Genomic DNA, 22,415 nt, shown 5'->3' on the forward strand with positions numbered 1-22,415 from the left:
GGTGTCCAAGGGGGTCTCCTGTGTTCGTTCGGCGTCGCGGCTCAGCGCTCGGCGATCTCCATCAGCTTCTCGCGCGCCAGCACGACCAGCCGCGTCGGTTCGACGCGGATCGCGCCGTCGCGCTCGAAGCCCTTCAGCTCCTGGTTCACGCGCTGGCGCGAGGCGCCGAGCAGTTGCGCCAGGTCTTCCTGCGCGAGCTGCAGGCCGATGCGCAGCTCGTCGCCTTCCTCGACGCCGTAGCTGCGCGCCAGCAGCAGCAGCTGGCGCGCCAGCCGGGCCTGCAGCGGGCGCGTGTTGACGTCCTCGAAGTGGTCGAACATCAGCCGCAGGCGGCGGCAGTTCAGGCGCAGCAGCGCCTCGTAGAGCTCGACGTGGCGGGCCAGCAGCTCGCGGAAGTCGGGCTTGCGCACGACGAGCAGCGTGGTCTCGCCGTGGGCGTCGGCGTCATGGGTGCGCGGCAGGCCGTCGAACAGCGCGATGTCGCCGAACCAGACGCCCGGCTCGGCGTAGGTCAGCGTCACCTGCTTGCCGCCCAGCGAGATGGTGCTGATGCGCACCGCGCCGCGGGCGACGCCGCACCATTCCTCGGCGCGGGCGCCGCGCGCCACCAGCGGCGCACCGTCGGGCAGGCGGCGCACGTGCGAGCGTTCGAGGATGTCATGGCGCAGGGTGGGCGAGAGCTTGGCAAACCAGGCGCCGGTTTCGACGTTCTGGCGCTCTTCGAGTGTAAGAACCGGGGTCGGCATGTCTTGTCTCGGCGGCGACAAAAAGGGGCCTGCCGATTCTGCGGCCTCGCCGGGCGCCCGCCTGTCGCCGCGGCGCCGGGGCGTGTCCGGCGCTGGTTTACAGTTTGTTGCCTTGCGGCGCGGCCGACGCCCCGAATCGGGGAGCGGCGCGCGCCGGGCCATGGCGTGCAATGCACGCGGGAGGGCGGTTCGTGACTTCGGTTCGCCGGCAGCCGGCTCGATGCGGCGGGCAGCGGGTGCGCCGCGATGGGCCTGGGCTAGGATGCGCTCGATCCGCCGGGCCGTGCCCGGGGTGCTCCCGGACGCTTTCGTCCTTCGGCGGCCGGGCGCGGCGCTTGAGGTCCCAGTTGTAACCCTTCGTGATAGAGTGCCCCGCGCCTCGCCCGCGACCAAACCAAGAATGCAAGAGAAGCGGCCAACGTCAACGCTCTGGATCGCCACTGCCCTGTTGTCGGCAGCCCAGAGCGCCTCAGCGCTCGGGTGGGCGCATGCCGACCAGGGCGCGGTCCTGGGCCGGCCCCTGTCCTTTGCCGCGACGATGCGGCTGGACCCGGGCGACGAGCTGGCCCCCGAGTGCGTGCGCGCCGAGGTCATCTCCGGCGACCGCGTGCTGCCGGCGGCGCTGGTGCGCGTGCAGGCCGAGGCCGGCCCCGACGCGCTGCGCATGCGCGTGCTCACCGAGACGACGATCGACGAGCCGGTGGTCACCGTGACGCTGGCCGTCGGCTGCCCGTCGCGGCTGTCGCGCCGTTTCGTGCTGTTCGCCGACCCGCCGCCCGTCGCCGCGACGGCGATCGCCGCGGCGGTGCCGCAGGCGCGGCCGGTCGAGCTCGCGCCGCCGGTCGCCGCGTCTGCGCCGGCCGCGCCCGCGGTGCTGCCGCCCGCGAGGGCCGACGCGACGCCTGCCGCGCGAGCGCCCGCCGCGCGCGCCGACGGCACGACGCGCCGCCCGGCGCCGGCCGCCGAGGCGCAGCCGCGCCGGCCGGCCGCACCGCGTGCCGCGGCCGCCGCTCCGCGCCTGAGGCTCGACCCGGTCGAGCCCGTGCCGGCGCGTGCCCAGGCCACGGCCGCGGCGGCCAGCGCGGTCCAGGACGCCATCGAGGCAGTCGCCCGCGCCGCCAGTGCCGCCGAGGCGGCCACCGCCGCGGCGTCCGCCGCCGAGGTCCGCCTGGCGGCGATGGAACAGACGGTCGGCCAACTGCGCAGCGAGGCCGAACAGAGCCGCAAGCTCGTCGCCGAACTGCGGCGCGAGCTCGCTGCCGCGCGCGAGGACCACTGGCGGCTGCCGCTGCTGCTGGCCATCGCGGCGCTGCTGGCGCTGGCCGGCGGCCTGTGGTGGCGGCTGCGTGCGCTGCAGCAGGAGCGCGAGCGCGCCTGGCGCCGGGCCGCCGCGGCCGAGGCGCCGCCGCGCCCGCCGACGCCGACCTCGCAGCTGCCGCTGATGACCAGCGAGATCCAGATGCCGCCGCCGGTCGCCACGCCGGCGCCGCGGCCGCCGCTGCCGGCGTCGCCGGTCCCGGAGGTCCACGAGTTCCACCCCGAGCGCACCCAGGTGCAGGCGGCAGCGCCGCGCCTGGACGAGGCCGCGCCGCGCGACGTGACGATCGAGGAGCTGCTCGACCTGGAGCAGCAGGCCGAGTTCTTCATCGTGCTCGGCCAGGACGAGGCCGCCGTCGACCTGCTGGTGGAGCACCTGCGCGACACCGGCGGCGGCAGCCCGCTGCCCTACCTGAAGCTGCTGGAGATCTACCGCCGCCGTGGCGAGCGCGAGGCCTACGAACGCACGCGCGAGCGTTTCAACCGCCGCTTCAACGGCTACGCGCCCGACTGGGACGCCGACCTGCAGCAGGGCCGTTCGCTCGAGGACTACCCCGGCGTGCTGCCGCGCCTGCAGCAGGTCTGGCCGCGTCCGGTGGACGCGATGGCCGAGCTCGAGGCGCTGCTGTTCCGCAAGTCGCGTGGCGACCTGTTCGAGCTGCCGGCCTACCGCGAGGTGCTGTTCCTGTACTCGCTGGCGCGTGACCTGCTGGACCGCGAGGCGGTCGAGAGCGGTGCCGTCGACCTGCTGCTGCCGCTGGCCGAGACCGACCAGGTCGAGTTCGGCGCGACGTCGCCGCACCCGTACCTGACGCTGGAGCGCGAGTCGGTCTTCGATCCCGGCGTCGTCGAGCCGGTGGCGCCGCCGTCGCTGGACCTGGACCTCAGCGTTCTGGACGCCGAGCCCGACGCTGCGGCGCGCCCGGGCGTCGACCCGGCTCCGCCACGCAGCGACTGAACCGGCGCCCGCAGCGCCGGGCCTAGAGCCGCGCCAGCCGCTCGAGCGCGCGTTCGAGCGTGTCGTCGCGCTTGGCGAAGCACAGCCGCGCGATGCGCTGCTCGAAGCCGCCGTCGTAGAAGGCCGAGATCGGGATCGCCGCGACGCCGACCTCGCGCGTCAGCCAGCGGCAGAACTCGGCTTCGGACAGGTCCGACACGGCCGAGTAGTCGACGCTCTGGAAGTAGCTGCCTTCGCAGGGCAGCAGCTTCAGCCGGCTGGCGGCCAGCCCGGCGCGGAACAGGTCGCGCTTGCGCTGGTAGAAGGCCGCCAGGCCGAGGTAGGGCGCCGGGTCGGCGAGGTAACGCGCCAGCGCGTGCTGCATCGGCGTGTTCACCGTGAAGACGTTGAACTGGTGCACCTTGCGGAACTCGGCCGTCAGCGCCGCGGGTGCCGCCACAGTGCCGACCTTCCAGCCGGTGACGTGGAAGGTCTTGCCGAAGCTGGAGACGACGAAGGCGCGCGCCGCCAGCTCGGGGATAGCCGAGGCGCTGACGTGCTCGGCGCCGTCGAACACCATGTGTTCGTAGACCTCGTCGGCGATCAGCAGCACCTCGGTCGGCGCCAGGATCTCGGCCAGGCGCAGCATCTCGGCGCGGGTCCAGACCACCGCCGCCGGGTTGTGCGGCGTGTTGACGATGATCGCGCGGGTGCGCGGCCCGATCGCCGCGGCGATGCGCGCGAAGTCGGGGCGGAAGGTGCCCGGCGTCAGCGGCACGCGCACCACGGTGCCGCCGGCCAGCTCGATGTTCGGCGCGTAGCTGTCGTAGCAGGGTTCGAGCACGACGACCTCGTCGCCCGGGTGCACGCAGGCCAGCACCGCGGTCAGGATGGCCTGGGTGGCGCCGGCGGTGACGGTGATCTCGCGCTCGGGGTCGTAGGCGCGGCCGTACAGCGCCGCGATCTTGGCCGCGACGGCCTGGCGCAGCGCCGGCACGCCGGCCATCGGCGGGTACTGGTTCAGGCCCTCGCGCATCGCGTCGTTGACGCGGTCGAGCAGCGCCGGGTCGCAGTCGAAGTCGGGGAAGCCCTGGCCGAGGTTGACGGCGCCGCACTCGGCGGCCAGCGCCGACATCACGCTGAAGATCGTCGTGCCGACGTGGGGCAGGCGGCTGGGCAGCTGCGGGGTGCGGGGTGCGGTCATCAGAGGTCGTAGTCGCTGCCTTCGCCGGCCATCGCGCGCTGCACCAGCGAGGCGGTCAGGCGGTCGGACAGCTGTTCGGCGAAGGCGTAGACGAAGTGGCGCAGGTAGGCGCCGCGCTTGAAGGCCACGCGCGTGACGTTGGCGCCGAAGAGCTGGCCCAGCGGGCGCCAGACGAGGTCGCCGCCGGGCGGGTCTTCGCGCACCGCGGTCTCGGCGACGATGCCGACACCCAGCCCGAGGCGCACGTAGGTCTTGATGACGTCGGAGTCGATCGCCTCCAGCGCCACCGAAGGCTTGAGCCGGGCGCGTGCGAAGGCCTGGTCGATGCGCGTGCGGCCCGAGACGGTGGCGTGGTAGAGCACCAGCGGCTCGGCGGCCAGCTGCTCCAGCGTGATGCGCTCCACGCTGGCCAGCGGGTGATCCGGCGGCACCACCATCACGTGCTGCCATTCGTAGCAGGGCAGGGTGACGAGGTCGTCGTAGTGGGACAGCGCCTCGGTCGCCAGGCCGATCTCGGCGACGTCGTCCAGCAGCATGCGCGCCACCTGCTCGGGCATGCCCTGGTGCAGCACGACCTGCACCTTGGGGAAACGCTTGCGCAGCTGGGCCACCGGCCCGGGCAGGAAGTAGCGCGCCTGGGTGTGCGTCGTCGCGATCGACAGCGTGCCCGCGTCCTGCTTGGAGAACTGCTCGCCGATGCGCTTGAGGTTGCTGACCTCGCGCATGATGATCTCGATCGACTTCAGCACCTCCTGGCCGGGCTCGGTGACGCGGCGCAGGCGCTTGCCGTGGCGGGCGAAGATGTCGACGCCGAGCTCCTCCTCGAGTTCGAGGATCGCCTTGCTGATGCCGGGCTGCGAGGTGAACAGCGCCTTGGCGGTCTCGGTGAGGTTCAGGTTGCGGCGCACCGCCTCCTGGACGAATCGGAACTGGTGCAGGTTCATCCAGGCCTCGTCATGGGTCAGGTGCCGAGCGCACGCGCGGCTGCCGCGGCCATCGCGGCGACGACTTCCGGCGCTTCGCCGACGGCCGGCTGCAGCGTGAAGCGTGTGCCCGGGTGGCGTTCGGCCAGGGCCTGCAGCAGGCCCGGCACGTCGCGGCGCACATGGCCGCCGGCGCCCAGGAACAGCGGCACGACGGCGACCTCGGTGCAGCCCGCGGCGGCCAGCTCGTCGCCGGCGCTCGCCAGGTCCGGCGCCATGAACTCCAGGAAGGCCAGACGCACCGCGACACCGGGGCGCGCGGCGCGCACCTGGGCGGCGACGGCCTCGAAAGGCTCGGCCCAGCGCGGGTCGCGTGCACCGTGGGCGAAGAGGATCAGGCCGCGGCTCATCGGTAGCGCACCAGCCAGGTGAAGGCGGCCAGCGACATCAGCAGGTACAGCAGGCTGGGCGTGGCCGCGGCGATCCAGGGGGTCCAGTCGCGCAGCAGCCCGACGTGGCCGGCGAGGTTGTTCAGCAGCACGAAGCTGATGCCCAGCATGATGCCGCCAAAGACCTTCAGGCTGACGCTGCCGGCGCGTGCGTGCAGGTAGGCGAAGGGCAGGGCCAGCGCCGTCATCACCAGGCAGGCCAGCGGGTACAGCGCCTTCTTCCAGAACAGGATCTCGTAGCTCTGCGTGGCCTGCGCCTGGTCCGACAGGTGCACGCTGTAGCGCCACAGGTCGGCGGTGGTCATGGTCTCGCGCGGCATGACCGCGGCGGCGACGACCTCGGGCGTCAGCGTGCTGGCCCAGCGCAGCTCGGGCAGGCGCTGCTCGACGACGCCGGCAGGCTCGCGCAGGCGCACGTCGGGCCAGCGCGTGACCTCGGCCTCCGACAGCGTCCAGGTGCCGTCGGCGGCGACGGTGCCGGTCTTTGCCGCGATGCGCACCGACAGCCGTCCGTCGGCGTCGAACTCGAAGATGCGGATGCCGCTCAGGCGCCCGTCGGGCGTCGTGCCGGCGAGGTTGACCGAGTAGCTGCGCTCGCCCTCGGGCGTCATGCGCTTCTCCTTCAGCCAGGCGCCGGTGCGCCCGACGCGCATGCCGCCGGCGGCCAGGGCCTTGACGGCCACGGCCTTGCGCTCGGCCACCGGCACGACGTAGTCGCCGACGGCGAAGGTGATGGCGCCGAAGACGACGCCCAGCACCGCCAACAGCGACAGCGCCCGGCCCGGCCCCAGGCCGCCGGTGCGCAGGATCGTGAACTCGGAGGACTGAGCCAGCCGCGCCAGCGAATAGATCGTGCCGATCAGCACCGCGATCGGCATCAGCTCGTAGAAGTGGCCGGGCAGCTCCAGCAGCGCGGACATCACCGCGACGCCGGTGGTGCGCCCGGCGCGGCCGACGTTGCCCATCTTCTCGACCAGGTCGATGAAGAAGAACAGCGACAGGAAGGCCAGCGCGACGAAGACCACCGAGGCGACGATGTCGCGGTAGAGCAGGCGGCGGACGGTTCTCATGCCTGGGCTCCCCGGCGGCGTCCCCAGGCGAACACGGCGGCATGGTCGCGCCACCACAGCAAGCCCAGCGCGATCGCGAAGGCGCTGCCGTGCACGACGGCCAGCGCCGCGCCCATGCCCAGGCGGCCGCTGGCCACCCAGGCCTGGGACAGGTTGATGAGGTTGAAGTAGACGACGAAGCCGAGCAGCGCCAGCAGCAGGTTCCAGTTGCTCGCGCGCCGCGGGTTCGTCGCCGCCAGGCCGATGCCCAGCAGCAGCATGTTGCCGGCGCCGGTCAGCAGGCCGAAGCGCCAGGTCAGCTCGCCCTGGTTGGGGCGGGTCGGGTCCTGCAGCAGGTCCAGCGTGTCCATCGCCTTCGGCGGCTGGCGCTCGGCTTCGCGGGCACGCTTCTCGTCGGCCAGGACGCGGTAGGTCTCGAAGCTCGACTGCGCCTTCTCGCCGGTCTTCAGGTCGACGTCGTTGCGCTGGCCGCGCTCGAGCACGACGAAGCGGTCGTCGCCGTCGCGTTCGAGCCGGCCGCTGCGCGCCGAGGTGACGCTCTCGGTCTCGCCGGTCTGGGCGACGATGAAGACGTTGCGCGCGTCGGCGCCTTCGCGCGTGTCGCGCTCGATGAAGAAGACGCGGCTGCCGTCGCTGGAGGTCTGGAAGACGCCGGGCGTCACGCGCGACAGGTCCGAGCGCTGCTCGTAGCGCTGGCGCAGCTCGAGGCTGTTGCGGTTGCCCCAGGGCCAGACGAAGAGCAGCAGCGCGGCGATGACCAGCAGCACCGGCCAGCTCGTGCGCAGCACCGGCCGCACGAAGCGCGACAGGCCGATGCCGCCGGCGAACCAGATCACCATCTCGCTGTCGCGGTACATGCGCCCGAGCGTCACGACGACGGCGACGAACAGCGACAGCGCGAGCATCGTCGGCAGATGGCCCAGCGCGACGTAGCCCAGCAGCAGCACGACGTCCTGCGGGGCGACGACGCCGCCGGCCGCCTGGCCGATCGTGCGGATCAGGAACATCGTCAGCACGATGGTCAGGATCACGACGAGGGTGGCGCCGAAGGTCCGCGCCAGCTCGCGACGCACAGTTGAATCGAATAACATCCGCGGCTCTTCTGAATGGGGGTAATTATGGACTTCAAGACGCAGGTTGCAGGTTCGGCAGGCTGGGGCGCCACGAGCGCCGACGCGCTGCTGGTCGTGCTGGCCGGCGCGTCGCTGCCGCAAGGACTGCCCAAGGCTGTCGCGGCGGTGCTGGAGAGCGCGGTCGAGGCCGGTGACTTCGTGTTCAAGCCGGGTCATGTGTTCTATGCCCACCGCGTGTCGGGCCTGAAGGCCGCCCGCCTGGCCGTCGTCGCCGCCGGCGAGACCGCCAGCGCCAAGGCGCTGCGCAAGGCCGTCGCCGCGGGCGTCGCCGCGCTGAAGAGCGGCGGCACGAAGGACCTGGCGATCGCCACGGTCGGCTTCGAGGCGCTGGAGGCCGCGCACGGCGAGGCCGTCGTCGCCGCCGTCGCCGACACCCTGTACGTCTACCGCGCGACCAAGCCCAGCGCGCCGGCCGCGCCCAAGCTGGCGTCGGTGACGCTGGTCTGCACCAAGGCCGAAGCCGCTGCCGTCGACGAAGGCCTGCGCATCGGCCGTGCCGTTGCCGCCGGCGTCGAGCTGGCGCGCGAGTGCGCCAACCGCCCGGGCAACCACTGCACGCCGACCTACCTCGCGCAGACTGCCAAGTCGCTGGGCAAGGAACACGGCCTGAAGGTCGAGGTGCTCGAGCGCAAGGACGTCGAGAAGCTGGGCATGGGCGCCTTCCTGGCCGTCGCCCAGGGCTCCGACGAGCCGCTGATGTTCATCGTCGCGCGCTGGCAGGGCGCGGCCAAGACCGAGGCGCCGGTGGTGCTGGTCGGCAAGGGCATCACCTTCGACTCCGGCGGCATCTCGATCAAGCCGTCGGCCGAGATGGACGAGATGAAGTTCGACATGGGCGGCGCTGCCAGCGTGCTGGGCACGATGCGCGCCGTCGCCGAGCTGGGCCTGAAGCTCAACGTCGTGGCCATCGTGCCGGCCTGCGAGAACCTGCCCAGCGGCCGCGCCGTGAAGCCGGGCGACGTCGTCACCAGCCTGTCGGGCCAGACGATCGAGATCCTCAACACCGACGCCGAGGGCCGGCTGATCCTGTGCGACGCGCTGACCTACGCCGAGCGCTTCAAGCCCGCGGCCATCGTCGACGTCGCGACGCTGACTGGCGCCTGCGTCATCGCGCTGGGCCACCACCGCTCGGGCCTCTTCAGCCCGGACGACGCGCTCGCTGCCGAGCTGCTGGCCGCCGGCGAGGCCGCGGCCGACCCGGCCTGGCGCCTGCCGCTGGACGAGGAGTACGACGACGGCCTGAAGAGCAGCTTCGCCGACATGGGCAACGTCGGCCCGCGTGCCGGTGGCTCGATCACGGCGGCGATGTTCCTCAAGCGCTTCACCGCCAACCAGCGCTGGGCGCACCTGGACATCGCCGGCACGGCCTGGAAGTCGGGCGCCGCCAAGGGCGCCACCGGCCGCCCGGTGCCGCTGCTGACGCACTTCCTGCTGCAGCGCGCCGCCGCGCGCTGACCCGGCGCGGGGCCGTGGCCGAGGTCGTCTTCCACACCGGCATCGCCGAGCCTCTGGGCTTCGCGTGCCGGCTGCTGCGAAAGGCCTGCCGCCAGGGCGCGCGTGTCGTCGTCACCGCGCCCGGGCCCACGCTCGCGGCGCTGGACCGCGCGCTGTGGACCTTCGACGAACGCGACTTCGTGCCCCACCTGCGCGTGAGCGCGGCCAACGCCGGGACGGCGCAGGCCGCGCGCACGCCGATTTGGCTGGTCGACGGCGAACCGCCCGACCAGGCCCCCGACATCCTCGTCAACCTGGGCGCCGAGGTGCCGGCCTCGACTGCACGCTTTTCGCGCGTCATCGAGATCGTCGGTGACGGCCCGGACGAAGCCGGTGCAGCGCGGGAGCGCTGGCGCACCTGGAAAGCGCACGGATGGGCGCCGACGCACCATTCGGCAGCGAATAACTAGGCATTTACCCTGTATTCACAGGGCACGGCTGTTGCGTTGTGGCGGGACTGAAACGCCGCTTGTCGTCCGCGGGCTGTCACGGAGTCGGCCGCAGGCGCTTTTCGAGTATTGTTCCAACGCTTACATCCTTAGTGTCGAGATATTCGACAACCTTCACCGGAGGCTCTCCAGCATGCAATTCAAGCTCAATGTGGTCGTCGGCGCGGCCGCCATCCTGATGACCGGCGCGGTGTACGCCCAGGACGTGGTCGTCAAGATCGGCCACGTCGGCCCGACCAGCGGTGGCATCGCGCACCTGGGCAAGGACAACGAGAACGGCGCCCGCATGGCCATCGACGAGCTCAACGCCAAGGGCGCGACGATCGGCGGCAAGAAGGTCAAGTGGGAACTGCTGGCCGAAGACGATGCGGCCGACCCGAAGCAAGGCACCGCCGCGGCGCAGAAGCTCGTCGACAGCAAGGTCAACGGCGTCATCGGCCACCTGAACTCGGGCACCACGATCCCGGCCTCGAAGATCTACTCGGACGCCGGCATTCCGCAGATCAGCCCGTCGGCCACCAACCCGAAGTACACGCGTAACGGCTACAAGACGACCTTCCGCGTCGTCGCCGACGACGTGCACCTGGGCGGCACGCTCGGCAAGTACGCCGTCACCGAACTCAAGGGCAAGAACATCGCCGTCATCGACGACCGCACCGCCTACGGCCAGGGCGTCGCCGAAGAGTTCGCCAAGGGCGTGAAGGCTGCCGGCGGCAACGTCGTCGGCCGCGAGTTCACGAACGACAAGGCGACCGACTTCACCGCCATCCTGACCGGCCTGAAGGCCAAGAAGCCCGACGTCATCTTCTTCGGCGGCATGGACGCCGTGGCCGGCCCGATGCTGCGCCAGATGAAGCAGCTGGGCATCACCGCCAAGTTCATGGGCGGCGACGGCATCTGCTCGGGCGAGCTGCCCAAGCTGGCCGCCGGCACGATGGCCGACAGCCAGGTCTTCTGCGCCGAAGCCGGCGGTGTCGACGGCTCGGGCAAGGTCAAGCTCGACAAGTTCAAGGCCGACTTCAAGAAGAAGTTCAACGCCGACGTCCAGATCTACGCCCCGTACGTCTACGACGCCACGATGGTGATGGCCGACGCGATGATCAAGGCCGGCTCCGCCGACCCGGCCAAGTACCTGCCGGTGCTGGCCAAGACCTCCGGCTACGAAGGCGTGACCGGCACGATCGCCTTCGACGAGAAGGGCGACATCAAGAACGGCGCCCTGACGCTCTACACCTACAAGGCGGGCAAGCGCGAGCAGATCGCTGTCGTGCGCTGAGCCTTCTCCGCGCAGACACGAAGGGCGCCCTCGGGCGCCCTTTTTCGTGGCGCTGGCGCCGCCTCAGGCGGCCGGCAGGCGCCCGTACAGGCGGCTGAACTCCAGCAGCCGGCGCCCGTGCCATGGCTGCACGTCGTGCCACTGGAAGCGCCAGCGCCAGCAGCCTTCCTGGGCGCCGGGGCGGTTCATGCGGTGTTCACTGCCCAGGCCGAGCACGTCCTGCATCGGGTGGATCGCGGTGTCGGCGACGCTCATGCTGGCGGCGCGGATCAGCGTCCACGGCATGTCGTGGCCGTCGACGCCGCAGTAGCCGCGCGCGAAGTGGCGCTCGGCGTCCGAGGCGCCGGCCCACCAGCCGGCGACGGTGTCGTTGTCGTGCGTGCCGGTGTAGACCACGGCGTCGTGTTCGTGGTGGTGCGGCAGGTAGCGGTTGCCGGCGTCGCCGCCGAACGCGAACTGCAGGATCAGCATGCCGGGCAGCTCGAAGCGCCGGCGCAGCGCCTCGACGTCGGGCGTGATCACGCCCAGGTCCTCGGCCAGCAGCGGCAGCGTGCCCAGCGCCTGCTGCACGGCCTCGAACAGCGCCGCGCCGGGCCCCGGCACCCAGCGGCCGTTGACCGCCGTCGGCTCCGCGGCCGGGATCTCCCAGTGCGCCGCGAAACCGCGGAAGTGGTCGATGCGCACGATGTCGACGAGCTCGAGCGTTCGCCGCAGGCGCTCGATCCACCACGCGTAGCCTTCGGCGGCGTGCGCGCTCCAGCGGTACAGCGGGTTGCCCCAGCGCTGGCCGGTGGCGCTGAAGAAGTCCGGCGGCACGCCGGCGACGACGGTCGGCCGGCCTTCGGCGTCGAGCTCGAAGAGCTCGGGCCGGGCCCAGACGTCGGCGCTGTGGTGGGCGATGAAGATCGGCGCGTCGCCGACGATCTTCACGCCCTTGCGCGCGGCGTACGCGCGCAGCTGCGCCCACTGGCGGAAGAAGCTCCACTGGCAGAAGCGCCAGAAGCCGATGCGCTCGGCATGCGTGCGCCGTGCGGCAGACAGCGCGCCGGGGCGGCGCAGCGCCAGGCCCGGGGCCCAGTCGCACCAGTCGGCGCCCTGGTGCGCCTCGCTCAGCGCCATGAACAGCGCGTAGTCGTCGAGCCAGGCGCGCTGCGACTCGCAGAAGGCGTCGAAGGCTTCGCGCTGCTCGTCGCCGGCCGCCGCGGCGAAACGCCCCGCGGCGCGTGCCAGCCGCTCCATGCGGAAGGCCCCGACGCGGCCGTAGTCGACGTGGGTCGCGAACAGGCCGGAGGTCGCCTCGATGTCGGCGGCATCCAGCCAGCCCTGGGTGTGCAACTCGCCCAGGTCGATCAGCAGCACGTTGCCGGCGAAGGCCGACGGGCTCATGTACGGCGAGTCGCCGGGGCCGATGCCGCCCAGCGGCAGCACCTGCCACAACTGCTGGCCGGCACCCGCGAGCCAGTCGACGAAGTGATAGGCCGCCGGCCCCAGGTCGCCCGAGCCGTGCGGGCCGGGCAGCGACGTGGGGTGCAGGAGGATGCCGCTGGATCGGGGCAGGCGCATGGTGTCCTCCGCGTCAGGTGGCCGCGGCGTTGCGCAGCAGCACGAGGCTGCGTGCGCGCAGCGGGAAGTCGACGTCGCCGCCGCGCCAGTGGCTGCGGCCGTCGGCCTCGGCGGTGTCGAGCTCGGCGTGCCAGTCGCCCGGCGGGAGCCGGAAACCGGTGTCGGCGTCGACGGCGTTGACCAGCAGCAGCAGCGGCGAGTCGGTGCGCCCGGGCGCACCGATGTAGGCGCCGAGCACACGCGAGACGCGGTCGTTCCAGTCGGCCAGCGACATCACCTGGCCGTCGCGGCGCAGCCAGCTGAGGTCGTGGCGGCCGCGCATGTCCTGCAGCCCGGTGTACCAGCGCTGGGCCAGCGGCAGGTAGCGCCGCCTGAGCGCGATGACGTGGGCGGTGAAGGCGATCAGCGACTCGTCGGCGCGGCTCCAGTCGATCCAGGTGGTCTCGTTGTCCTGGCAGTAGGGGTTGTTGTTGCCGTGCTGGGTGTGGCCGAGCTCGTCGCCGGCGGCGAGCATCGGCGTGCCCTGCGACAGCAGCGCCGTGGCCAGCAGCGCGCGCTGCAGCCGCTGGCGCAGGCGCAGCACGTCGGGGTCGTCGGTCGGGCCCTCGACGCCGCAGTTCCAGCTGAGGTTGTGGCCGTGGCCGTCTCGGTTGCCCTCGAGGTTGGCCTCGTTGTGGCGGAAGTCGTAGGACACCAGGTCGGCGAGCGTGAAGCCGTCGTGCGAGACGACGTAGTTCACCGACTCGGCGGGCGGCCGCCGCCGCGCCTGGAAGATGTCCGACGAGCCGGCCAGGCGCAGCGCGAGTTCGCCGCGCGTGCAGTCGCCGCCGAGCCAGAAGGCGCGTGTGCAGTCGCGGAAGCGGTCGTTCCACTCCAGCCAGTCGCTCGGGAAGTGGCCGAGCTGGTAGCCGCCCGGGCCGATGTCCCAGGGCTCGGCGATCAGCTTGGCGCCGGCGAGCACCGGGTCCTGGGCCAGTGTCTTGAAGAAGGCGCCCGAGGCCTCGAAACCCCAGTCGCCGCGCGCCAGCACCGGCGCGAGGTCGAAGCGGAAGCCGTCGACATGCATCTCCTGCACCCAGTAGCGCAGGCTGTCGAGCACCATCTGCAGCACGCGCGGGTGGCGCAGGTCCAGCGCGTTGCCGGTGCCGGTGATGTTCTCGTAGGCCGAGCGTTGCTCGGCCGGCAACCGGTACCAGCTGGCGTTGTCCAGCCCGCGCCAGCTGATCGTCGGGCCGCGTTCGTCGCTCTCGGCGGTGTGGTTGAAGACGACGTCGAGGATGACCTCGATGCCCGCGGCGTGCAGCCGCCGCACCATCGTGCGGAACTCGTCGCGCGGGTGGCCGGTGGCGGCATAACGCGGCTCGGGGCAGAAGAAGCCGACGGTGTTGTAGCCCCAGTAGTTGCTGAGCCCGCCGGCGACCAGCCGCTGCTCGTCCAGGTGCTGGTGCACCGGCAGCAACTCGACCGCGGTGACGCCCAGCCGGCGCAGGTGGCTGATCGCCGCGTCCGAGGCCAGCCCGGCGTAGCTGCCGCGCACCGCCTCGGGCACGCCGGGCATGCGCCGCGTGAAGCCCTTGACGTGCAGTTCGTAGATCACGGTGTCGGCCAGCGGCGTGCGCGGGTGGCGGTCGCCGTGCCAGTCATAGTGGTCGTGCACGACACGCGCCTTCAGCGCCTGGCGCGCGTTGTCCTGCAGGTCCAGGTCGGCCGGGTGCTCGAGGTCGTTGGCGAAGTGCGGGCCGCTCCAGTCGAAGCGGCCGACGATCTCGCGCGCCCAGGGGTCCAGCAGCACCTTGTGCGGGTTGAAGCGGTGGCCGCGTTCGGGGCGCCAGGGGCCGTGCACACGCAGGCCGTAGATCAGCCCCGGCTTGGCGCCCGGCAGGTAGCCGTGCCAGATGTCGCTGCTTTGCGCCGGCAGCGCCGCGCGTGCGATCTCGTGCGCCCCCTCGGCGTCGAACAGGCACAGCTCGACGGCGCTGGCGTGCGCCGAGAAGACGGCGAAGTTGACGCCCTGGCCGTCCCAGCTCGCGCCCAGCGGCCACGAGCGGCCGGCCTGGAGCATGCCGGTCAGGCGGTCCATTCGAAGAACACCGTGGCCAGCGGCGGGATCGTCACCACGATGGACTGGTCGCGGCCCTGCCACGGCTGCGGCTCGCTGGCCGCGGCGCCGAACGGCGTGCCGACGTTGCCGCCGCCGTAGTAGCCGGAGTCGGTGTTCAGCCGTTCGACCCAGCGCCCGGCGGCCGGCACGCCGACGCGGTAGGCGTGGCGCACGACCGGCGTGAAGTTGCTGACGACCAGCATCAGCTGGCCGTCGCGGCCGCGGCGCACGAAGCTCAGCAGGCTCTCGTCGGCGGCGTCGTGGCAGATCCACTCGAAGCCGTCGCCGCTGAAGTCGCGCGTGTACAGCGCCGGGCTGCCGCGGTAGAGGCGGTTGAGGTCGCGCACCAGGCGCTGCATGCCGGCGTGGTGGTCGTCGGCCAGCAGGTGCCAGTCCAGGCTCTGGTCGTGGTTCCACTCGGCCTGCTGGGCGAACTCGCCGCCCATGAACAGCAGCTTCTTGCCCGGGTGGCCCCACATGAAACCGTAGTAGGCGCGCAGGTTGGCGAACTTCTGCCAGCGGTCGCCCGGCATCTTGCCCAGCAGCGAGCCCTTGCCGTGCACGACCTCGTCGTGCGAGAGCGGCAGGATGAAGTTCTCGTGGAAGGCGTAGACCAGGCCGAAGGTCATCTCGCCGTGGTGGAAGCGGCGGTGCACCGGCTCGCGCGACATGTACTGCAGCGTGTCGTGCATCCAGCCCATGTTCCACTTGTAGTGGAAGCCCAGGCCGCCGGCGTAGGTCGGCCGCGAGACGGCCGGGAAGGCGGTCGACTCCTCGGCGATCGTCACCGCCTGCGCGCGCTCGTTGCCGATGACCTCGTTGGTGCGCCTGACGAAGGCGATGGCCTCGAGGTTCTCGCGCCCGCCGTGCACGTTGGGAATCCACTCGCCGGCCTTGCGGCTGTAGTCGCGGTAGAGCATCGAGGCCACCGCGTCGACACGCAGGCCGTCGACGCCGTAGCGCTCCAGCCAGTACAGGGCGCTGCCGACGAGGAAGTTGCGCACCTCGGTGCGGCCGTAGTTGTAGATCAGCGAGTTCCAGTCGTTGTGGAAGCCTTCGCGCGGGTCGGCGTACTCGTAGAGGTGGGTGCCGTCGAACTGCGCCAGGCCGTGGGAGTCGCCGGGGAAGTGCGCCGGCACCCAGTCCAGCAGCACGCCGATGCCGGCCTCGTGGGCGCGATCGACGAAGCGGCGGAAGCCTGCGGCGTCGCCGAAGCGCGAGGTCGGCGCGTACATCCCGAGCGGCTGGTAGCCCCAGGAGCCGTCGAACGGGTGTTCGCTGATCGGCAGCAGTTCCAGGTGCGTGAAGCCCATGTCCTGGGCGTAGGCGATCAGCTCGTCGGCGAGCTCGTCCCAGTTCAGCCAGCGGTTGCCGTCCTCGGGCCGGCGCCGCCAGCTGCCCAGATGGACCTCGTAGATCGACAGCGGCGCGTCGAGTGCGTTGGCGTGCTGGCGCTGCGACGACGGCGCCACCGGCAGCGGCATGGGGGACACGACGCTGGCCGTCGCCGGGCGCAGCTCGGACTGGCGTGCGTACGGGTCGGCCTTCTGCGGCAGCCGCTCGCCCGAGCGCGACACGATCTCGAACTTGTAGCGTGCGCCGGCGCCGACGCCGGGCAGGAACAGCTCCCAGACGCCGCACTCGCGCCGCAGCCGCATCGGGTGGCGGCGGCCGTCCCAGAAGTTGAAGTCGCCGACGACCGAGACGCGCTCGGCGTTGGGCGCCCAGACCGCGAACGCGGTGCCGTCGACACCGTCGAAGGTGCGCGGCGTCGCTCCCAGCACCTCGAAGGGCCGCAGGTGCGAGCCTTCGCCGAGCAGCCAGACGTCCATCTCGCCGAGCACGGCGCCGAAGCGGTACGGGTCCTCGATGACCGCGGTGCTGCCGTCATGCCAGGTCACGCCCAGGCGGTAGTGGCCGCCGTTGCGCAGCTTGCCTTCAAAGAAGCCGTCGGGGTGGCGCAGCGCGAGCTTGCCGCGTTTGCCGCCCTTGACGCCCAGCGCCTCGACCGCCGCCGCACCCGGCAGGAAGGCCCGGACCCAGGTCGTTCCCGCCTCGTCGGCATGCGGCCCGAGCACCGAGAACGGATCGCCGTGGCGCCCGCTGCAGACCAGATCGACGACATGGGGCTCGAGCATCAAGACGCTTTCTCCTCGGACGGGCGGGGCAGCGGGGCGATCATCGCGCCCCTCGGTGACGGTCTATCGGTCGGTCGGCAGCTTCCAGACCTCCCGGGCGTATTCGGCGATCGTACGGTCTGACGAGAACGTGCCCATCCCGGCGACGTTGGCGATCGCCTTGCGCGCCCAGGCATCGCGGTCGCGGTACAGCGTGTCGACCCGTGCCTGCGCCTCGCAGTAGGCGTCGAAGTCGGCGAGCAGCAGGTAGTGGTCGCCGCCCCACAGCAGCGAGTCGACGAGGCCGCGGTAGCGCGCCGGCTCGTCGGGCGAGAAGGCGCCGCCGGCGATCGCGTCGAGCACCGCCTTGAGCTTCGGGTTGCCCTCGTAGATGCGCAGCGGCTGGTAGCCGGCGGCGCGCGTGGCCTCCACCTCGGGCGTCTTCAGGCCGAAGATGAAGATGTTGTCGTCGCCGACGTTCTCGCGGATCTCGATGTTGGCGCCGTCGTCGGTGCCGACGGTCAGCGCGCCGTTCATCGCCAGCTTCATGTTGCCGGTGCCCGAGGCCTCGGTGCCGGCGGTGGAGATCTGCTCGGAGACGTCGGCGCCGGGCATGATGACCTCGGCCACCGAGACGCCGTAGTTCGGCACGAACACCACCTTCAGCCGCCCGCGCAGCCGCGGGTCGTGGTTGACGACCGCGCCGACGTCGTTGATCAGCCGGATGATGTTCTTGGCCATCGCGTAGCTCGACGCCGCCTTGCCGGCGAAGATCGCCGTGCGCGGCACCCAGTCGCGGTCGGGGTCGGCCAGCATCGCCTGGTAGCGCGCGACGATCTGCAGCACGTTGAGCAGCTGGCGCTTGTACTCGTGGATGCGCTTGACCTGCACGTCGAACAGGCTGTCCGGGTCGACGACGATGCGCGTGGCGGTGCGGATGTGGTCGGCCAGGCGGACCTTGTTGGCGCGCTTGACGGCCAGGAACTCCTGGCGGAAGGCCTTGTCCTCGGCGTGCGGCGCCAGCTTGGCCAACTGCTCCAGGTGCAGCCGCCAGCCGTCGCCGATCGTGCGGTCCAGCAGCCCGGCCAGCCCCGGGTTGGCCTGCGCCAGCCAGCGCCGCGGCGTCACGCCGTTGGTGATGTTGATGAAACGTTCGGGCCAGAGCCGCGCGAAGTCGGCGAAGATGGTCTCGACCAGCAGCTTCGAGTGCAGCGCCGAGACGCCGTTGACCTTGTGGCTGCCGACCACCGCCAGGTGGGCCATGCGCACGCGGCGTTCGCCGCCCTCGTCGATCAGCGACAGGCGGCGCAGGAAGGCGTCGTCGCCGGGGCGCGCCTCGGCCGCCATCACGAGGAAGTCGTGGTTGATGCGGAAGATGATCTCGAGGTGGCGCGGCAGCACGTGCTGGATCAGCGACACCGGCCAGGTCTCCAGCGCCTCGGGCATCAGCGTGTGGTTGGTGTAGCTGAAGACCTGCTGCGTGATCGCCCAGGCCTCGGCCCAGGCCATGCGCTGTTCGTCGACGAGCAGGCGCATCAGCTCGGCCACGCCGATCGCCGGGTGGGTGTCGTTGAGGTGGATCGCGACCTGCTCGGCGAGGTTGTCCAGCCGGCCGTGCTCGGCGAGGTGGCGGGCGACGATGTCCTGGATCGACGCGCTGGTGAAGAAGTACTCCTGGCGCAGGCGCAGCTCGCGGCCGGCCGGCGTGCTGTCGTTCGGGTAGAGCACCCAGGAGATGTTCTCGAACTGGTTCTTGTACTCGGCGGCGCGCTGGTAGTCGCCGCTGTTGAAGGCGTGCAGGTCGATCTGCGCCGGCGCCACGGCCTTCCACAGCCTGAGCGTGCTGACGCGATCGGTGCCGTGGCCGGGGATCACCATGTCGTAGGCCTTGGCGCTGACCTGGCCGGCGTGGCGCCACACCGGTGCCGCGGCCGGCGACTCGGGGTGCTCGACCCAGCCGCCGAAACGCACCGGGTAGGCCACCGCCTGGCGCGGGAACTCCCACGGCGTGCCGTCCTCGACCCAGGGGTCCGGGTGCTCGACCTGACGCCCGCCGGCGATGGCCTGGGCGAACATGCCGTATTCGTAGCGGATGCCGTAGCCGAAGGAGGGCAGGCCCAGCGTGGCCATCGAGTCCAGGAAACACGCCGCCAGCCGGCCGAGGCCGCCGTTGCCGAGCGCGGCGTCGAGTTCGGTCGCGGCCACGTCCTCGAACGACGCGGCGTGCTGGCGCGCCGCGGCGGCGGCCTCGCCTTCCATGCCGAGCGCGGCCAGCGCGTTGCCCAGCGTGCGCCCGATCAGGAACTCCATGGACAGGTAGCAGACGCGGCGGGCACGCGCTTTGCGATCGGTCGCATCGGAGGCGACCCAGCGGCGGGACAATGCTTCACGAGCCACCTGCGCGACCGCATGCATGATGTCGGAGTGCGAGGCATCGGCCGGCGTGACGCCGACGGTCGAAAGCAGGTGGCGATCGACCTGGGCTCCGAAACGGTCCGGGGCGGTCGGGGCGGCAGTCGAGGTATTCATGGCGGTCTGCAGCGGTTGGGCGAACACGGGGCCGATGGTGGGCACCGATGCACGCGCCGTGCCGTGCGCGCCCCGCGTGCGGGGGGCGCGTCGGTCACGACGCCTCTTGCCGATCTCTTCATGTAGTAAAACTACAGAAAATGGCGGCCTGCTTTCGGTGTCCGACAACGATTCTAGCCACGCCCAGGCGCCGAAACGTCGGTCCGACAGGGCCTTGGCCGCCTGCGCTCTTCCTCTCCACAAGATCCGGCCCGGTGCTGCGTTGGCCACGTGCCGCCGTCCGCCGCATCCCCATTCTGTAATTCCGTTGCTTCAACCGTACGTTCTACCGGCCAGGAGACAGCCATGAAACCGATCGATCCCGCCTCCAGCTTCGACCTTCCGCGACGTTCGATCGCGCTGGTCCTTGCCGGGGGGCGCGGCAGCCGCCTGAAGAACCTCACCGACAACCGCGCCAAACCCGCGGTGTACTTCGGCGGCAAGTTCCGGATCGTCGACTTCGCGCTGTCCAACTGCCTGAACTCGGGCATCCGCCGCATCGGCGTCATCACCCAGTACAAGAGCCACAGCCTGCTGCGCCACCTGCAGCGCGGCTGGGCCTTCCTGAAGTCCGAGATGAACGAGTTCGTCGACCTGCTGCCGGCGCAGCAGCGGGTCGACGAGGAGAGCTGGTACCGCGGCACCGCCGACGCCGTCTACCAGAACCAGGACATCCTGGCGGCCTACAAGGCGGACTACGTCGTGGTGCTGGCCGGCGACCACGTCTACAAGCAGAACTACGCGCTGATGCTGGCCGACCACGTCGCCCAGGGCCGCGAGTGCACCGTCGGCTGCATCGAGGTGCCGCGCATGGAGGCGGTGGGCTTCGGCGTCATGCACGTCGACGACAACCGGCGCATCCTGGACTTCGTCGAGAAGCCGGCCGATCCGCCGCCGATGCCGGGCAAGCCCGACAAGGCGCTGGCCAGCATGGGCATCTACGTCTTCAACGCGCGCTTCCTGTACCGCGAGCTCGAGCGCGACATGGCCGACCCGAACTCGAGCCACGACTTCGGCAAGGACATCATCCCCAAGATGGTGCGCGCCGGCGTCGCCGTGGCGCACCCGTTCGAGCTGAGCTGCGTCGGCACGCGTGCCGGCACCGGCCCGTACTGGCGCGACGTCGGCACGATCGACGCCTACTGGGACGCCAACATCGACCTCACGGCCACCGACCCGCTGCTCAACCTGTACGACACCAACTGGCCGATCTGGACCTACCAGCCGCAGCTGCCGCCGGCGAAGTTCGTGCACAACCAGGACGACCGGCGCGGGCTGGCGATCGAGTCGATGGTCTCCGGCGGTTGCATCGTGTCGGGTGCGGTCTACCGCTCGGTGCTGTTCTCGCAGGTGCGTGTGCACTCGTATGCCGCGGTCAACTGGGCGGTGCTGCTGCCCGGCGTGCAGATCGGGCGCCATGCGCGCGTCACGCGCGTCGTCGTCGACCGCGACTGCGTGATCCCCGACGGCATGGTCATCGGCGAGGACCCGGCCGCCGACGCGGCGCGTTTCTACCGTACCGAATCCGGCATCGTGCTCGTCACGCGGGAGATGCTGCGCGCGCTGCAATGACGACCCCCGCGATGAAGGTGCTGCACGTCGCAGCCGAGGTGTTCCCGCTGGTCAAGACCGGCGGGCTGGCCGACGTGGTGGCCGCGCTGCCGGTGGCCCAGGCGCAGCAGGGCGCGGACGTGCGCCTGCTGCTGCCGGGCCTGCCGGCGATCCTGGACCAGGTCAGCGGCCTGCGCTGCGTCATCGATATCGGCGCCTGCTTTGGCGCGCTGCGTGTGCGCCTGCTGCGCGCGCGGCTGCCCGGCGACGGGCTGGTGGTCTATGTCGTCGAGGCGCCTTACCTCTACAAGCGCGGCGGCAATCCGTACCAGAACGCGCATGGCGAGGAGTGGCCCGACAACCTGCAGCGTTTCGCGCTGCTGGGCTGGATCGCCGCCCACCTGGCCGCCGGCGACGCCGACCCGGACTGGGCGCCCGACGTCGTGCACGCCCACGACTGGCACGCCGCGATGAGCTGCGCCTACATCGCCGACCACGCGGCGACGCCGGCGGCCTCGGTCTACACCGTGCACAACCTGGCCTACCAGGGCCTGTTCCCGATGCACGACTGGGCGACGCTGGGGCTGGCCTCGCGGCTGATGTCGCCGGCCGGCCTGGAGTACCACGGCCAGCTCAGCTTCATGAAGGCCGGGCTGAAGTTCTCCGACCGCGTGACCACGGTCAGCCCGAGCTACGCCCGCGAGATCTCGACGATCGAGTTCGGCTGCGGCCTGGACGGCGTCGTGCGCTCGCGCGCGGCGCAGGTGCGCGGCATCCTCAACGGCATCGACACCGCGGTCTGGAACCCGGCCACCGACCCGGCGATCGCCGCCGTCTACGACGCCGCGCGCCCCGATGGCAAGGCCGCCTGCCGGCGCGCGCTGCAGGCCGAGGCCGGGCTGGACCTCGACGACGCCGCGCTCGTCGTCGCCATCGTCTCGCGCCTGACCTCGCAGAAGGGGCTGGACCTGGTGCTCGCGGCGCTGCCCGAGCTGCTCGCCCAGGGCGTGCAGTTCGCGATCCAGGGCACCGGCGACGCGGCGCTGGAGTCGGCTTTCCGCGCCGCGCAGGGCCAGTCCCCGGGCCGGGTGCAGGTCTTCACCGGCTACGACGAGGCGCGGGCGCACCGGCTGATCGCCGGCGCCGACGCGATCGCCGTGCCGTCGCGCTTCGAACCCTGCGGGCTGACCCAGCTCTACGGCCTGCGCTACGGCACGCTGCCGATCGTGCGCCGCGTCGGCGGGCTGGCCGACACGGTGGTCGACGCCAGCGCCGCGGCCGTGGCCGAGGACCGCGCCACCGGCTTCGTCTTCGACGCGCCCAGCCCGCAGGCTTTCGCCCAGGCGGTGCAGCGGGCGCTGGAGGCGCGGCGCCAGCCGGTGCTGTGGGCGCGGCTGCGTGATCGTGCGATGGCCCAGCAGCATTCCTGGGAAGGGCCGGCGCGCGAGTACCTCGCGTTGTACGACGAGGCCCTGGCGCCGCTGCGCGCCGACGGCCGGGCGCGCTGAGCGGCGCGC

The 22,415-nt window shown here is 71.6% G+C and carries 16 protein-coding genes; 6 read left to right on the top strand and 10 right to left on the bottom strand.

Features of this window, described 5'->3' with window-relative positions; all coding sequences use genetic code 11:
- Nucleotides 1-41: 41 nt before the first annotated feature.
- Nucleotides 42-746 (bottom strand): Crp/Fnr family transcriptional regulator, encoded by a 705-nt coding sequence (locus G5B56_RS02735; protein WP_009855919.1) that lies wholly within the window; start codon nt 744-746, stop codon nt 42-44.
- 538 nt (nt 747-1,284) lie between these two features.
- Between G5B56_RS02735 and G5B56_RS02740 the strand changes: the two genes are divergently transcribed.
- On the top strand, nt 1,285-3,021 hold the full coding sequence (locus G5B56_RS02740; protein ID WP_164962255.1) for a hypothetical protein: 1,737 nt from the start codon (nt 1,285-1,287) through the stop codon (nt 3,019-3,021).
- A gap of 22 nt (nt 3,022-3,043) precedes the next feature.
- On the opposite strand, the gene G5B56_RS02745 is transcribed toward G5B56_RS02740, so the two are convergent.
- Genes G5B56_RS02745 through lptF form a run of 5 tightly spaced genes read right to left on the bottom strand, consistent with a single transcriptional unit; the run spans nt 3,044 to nt 7,737 of the window.
- Nucleotides 3,044-4,204 carry a pyridoxal phosphate-dependent aminotransferase gene (locus G5B56_RS02745; protein WP_164962256.1) on the bottom strand — a complete coding sequence of 387 codons (1,161 nt, stop codon included), beginning with the start codon at nt 4,202-4,204 and terminating at the stop codon, nt 3,044-3,046.
- A complete protein-coding gene (locus tag G5B56_RS02750; RefSeq protein WP_164962257.1) occupies nt 4,204-5,148 on the bottom strand; it encodes a CysB family HTH-type transcriptional regulator in 945 nt (314 codons plus the stop codon). The genes G5B56_RS02745 and G5B56_RS02750 overlap by 1 nt, the downstream gene beginning before the upstream one ends.
- Nucleotides 5,149-5,165: 17 nt before the next feature.
- Nucleotides 5,166-5,537 carry a sirohydrochlorin chelatase gene (locus G5B56_RS02755; protein WP_009855982.1) on the bottom strand — a complete coding sequence of 124 codons (372 nt, stop codon included), beginning with the start codon at nt 5,535-5,537 and terminating at the stop codon, nt 5,166-5,168.
- Complete coding sequence (gene lptG, locus G5B56_RS02760) at nt 5,534-6,646, bottom strand: LPS export ABC transporter permease LptG (RefSeq protein ID WP_009855981.1); 1,113 nt, start codon at nt 6,644-6,646, stop codon at nt 5,534-5,536. Before lptG ends, G5B56_RS02755 begins: the two co-directional genes overlap by 4 nt.
- A complete protein-coding gene (gene lptF, locus G5B56_RS02765; RefSeq protein ID WP_029718308.1) occupies nt 6,643-7,737 on the bottom strand; it encodes an LPS export ABC transporter permease LptF in 1,095 nt (364 codons plus the stop codon). Before lptF ends, lptG begins: the two co-directional genes overlap by 4 nt.
- Before the next feature lie 27 nt (nt 7,738-7,764).
- On the opposite strand from lptF, the gene G5B56_RS02770 reads away from it, so the two are divergent.
- From G5B56_RS02770 to G5B56_RS02780, 3 genes are all read left to right on the top strand, one after another.
- Nucleotides 7,765-9,234 (top strand): leucyl aminopeptidase, encoded by a 1,470-nt coding sequence (locus G5B56_RS02770; RefSeq protein WP_164962258.1) that lies wholly within the window; start codon nt 7,765-7,767, stop codon nt 9,232-9,234.
- Between the two features lie 14 nt (nt 9,235-9,248).
- Complete coding sequence (locus G5B56_RS02775) at nt 9,249-9,683, top strand: DNA polymerase III subunit chi (protein ID WP_009855978.1); 435 nt, start codon at nt 9,249-9,251, stop codon at nt 9,681-9,683.
- Between the two features lie 172 nt (nt 9,684-9,855).
- Nucleotides 9,856-10,998: a branched-chain amino acid ABC transporter substrate-binding protein gene (locus G5B56_RS02780; protein WP_009855977.1), complete on the top strand. Its 1,143-nt coding sequence runs from the start codon at nt 9,856-9,858 to the stop codon at nt 10,996-10,998.
- A gap of 63 nt (nt 10,999-11,061) precedes the next feature.
- Here the strand turns inward: G5B56_RS02780 and malQ are convergent, their stop codons facing one another.
- The 4 genes from malQ to G5B56_RS02800 form a co-directional block, all read right to left on the bottom strand.
- Complete coding sequence (gene malQ / locus G5B56_RS02785; protein ID WP_009855976.1) at nt 11,062-12,561, bottom strand: 4-alpha-glucanotransferase; 1,500 nt, start codon at nt 12,559-12,561, stop codon at nt 11,062-11,064.
- Nucleotides 12,562-12,574: 13 nt separating this feature from the next.
- Nucleotides 12,575-14,641: a glycogen debranching protein GlgX gene (gene glgX / locus G5B56_RS02790; RefSeq protein WP_009855975.1), complete on the bottom strand. Its 2,067-nt coding sequence runs from the start codon at nt 14,639-14,641 to the stop codon at nt 12,575-12,577.
- Nucleotides 14,629-16,800: a 1,4-alpha-glucan branching protein GlgB gene (glgB, locus tag G5B56_RS02795; protein ID WP_164962259.1), complete on the bottom strand. Its 2,172-nt coding sequence runs from the start codon at nt 16,798-16,800 to the stop codon at nt 14,629-14,631. The genes glgX and glgB overlap by 13 nt, the downstream gene beginning before the upstream one ends.
- Before the next feature lie 63 nt (nt 16,801-16,863).
- Nucleotides 16,864-19,308 carry a glycogen/starch/alpha-glucan phosphorylase gene (locus tag G5B56_RS02800; RefSeq protein WP_164962260.1) on the bottom strand — a complete coding sequence of 815 codons (2,445 nt, stop codon included), beginning with the start codon at nt 19,306-19,308 and terminating at the stop codon, nt 16,864-16,866.
- 345 nt (nt 19,309-19,653) lie between these two features.
- On the opposite strand from G5B56_RS02800, the gene glgC reads away from it, so the two are divergent.
- Together glgC and glgA are read left to right on the top strand one after the other, a co-directional pair.
- On the top strand, nt 19,654-20,919 hold the full coding sequence (gene glgC / locus G5B56_RS02805) for a glucose-1-phosphate adenylyltransferase (protein WP_009855972.1): 1,266 nt from the start codon (nt 19,654-19,656) through the stop codon (nt 20,917-20,919).
- Nucleotides 20,920-20,930: 11 nt separating this feature from the next.
- Nucleotides 20,931-22,406: a glycogen synthase GlgA gene (glgA, locus tag G5B56_RS02810; protein ID WP_164962368.1), complete on the top strand. Its 1,476-nt coding sequence runs from the start codon at nt 20,931-20,933 to the stop codon at nt 22,404-22,406.
- Nucleotides 22,407-22,415: the final 9 nt, after the last annotated feature.

The sequence above is a fragment of the Rubrivivax sp. JA1026 genome (assembly GCF_011065555.1).
Classification (GTDB): Bacteria; Pseudomonadota; Gammaproteobacteria; order Burkholderiales; family Burkholderiaceae_C; genus Rubrivivax; species Rubrivivax benzoatilyticus.

Excerpts from the sequence above, each read along its gene's own strand:
- G5B56_RS02735 (WP_009855919.1), bottom strand. The coding sequence starts at position 746 with ATGCCGACCCCGGTTCTTACACTCGAAGAGCGCCAGAACGTCGAAACC.
- lptG (WP_009855981.1), bottom strand. The coding sequence starts at position 6,646 with ATGAGAACCGTCCGCCGCCTGCTCTACCGCGACATCGTCGCCTCGGTG.
- glgB (WP_164962259.1), bottom strand. The coding sequence starts at position 16,800 with ATGCTCGAGCCCCATGTCGTCGATCTGGTCTGCAGCGGGCGCCACGGC.
- malQ (WP_009855976.1), bottom strand. The coding sequence starts at position 12,561 with ATGCGCCTGCCCCGATCCAGCGGCATCCTCCTGCACCCCACGTCGCTG.
- G5B56_RS02780 (WP_009855977.1), top strand. The coding sequence starts at position 9,856 with ATGCAATTCAAGCTCAATGTGGTCGTCGGCGCGGCCGCCATCCTGATG.
- glgC (WP_009855972.1), top strand. The coding sequence starts at position 19,654 with ATGAAACCGATCGATCCCGCCTCCAGCTTCGACCTTCCGCGACGTTCG.
- G5B56_RS02740 (WP_164962255.1), top strand. The coding sequence starts at position 1,285 with ATGCGGCTGGACCCGGGCGACGAGCTGGCCCCCGAGTGCGTGCGCGCC.
- glgX (WP_009855975.1), bottom strand. The coding sequence starts at position 14,641 with ATGGACCGCCTGACCGGCATGCTCCAGGCCGGCCGCTCGTGGCCGCTG.
- G5B56_RS02755 (WP_009855982.1), bottom strand. The coding sequence starts at position 5,537 with ATGAGCCGCGGCCTGATCCTCTTCGCCCACGGTGCACGCGACCCGCGC.
- G5B56_RS02750 (WP_164962257.1), bottom strand. The coding sequence starts at position 5,148 with ATGAACCTGCACCAGTTCCGATTCGTCCAGGAGGCGGTGCGCCGCAAC.
- G5B56_RS02745 (WP_164962256.1), bottom strand. The coding sequence starts at position 4,204 with ATGACCGCACCCCGCACCCCGCAGCTGCCCAGCCGCCTGCCCCACGTC.
- G5B56_RS02770 (WP_164962258.1), top strand. The coding sequence starts at position 7,765 with ATGGACTTCAAGACGCAGGTTGCAGGTTCGGCAGGCTGGGGCGCCACG.
- G5B56_RS02800 (WP_164962260.1), bottom strand. The coding sequence starts at position 19,308 with ATGAATACCTCGACTGCCGCCCCGACCGCCCCGGACCGTTTCGGAGCC.
- glgA (WP_164962368.1), top strand. The coding sequence starts at position 20,931 with ATGAAGGTGCTGCACGTCGCAGCCGAGGTGTTCCCGCTGGTCAAGACC.
- lptF (WP_029718308.1), bottom strand. The coding sequence starts at position 7,737 with ATGTTATTCGATTCAACTGTGCGTCGCGAGCTGGCGCGGACCTTCGGC.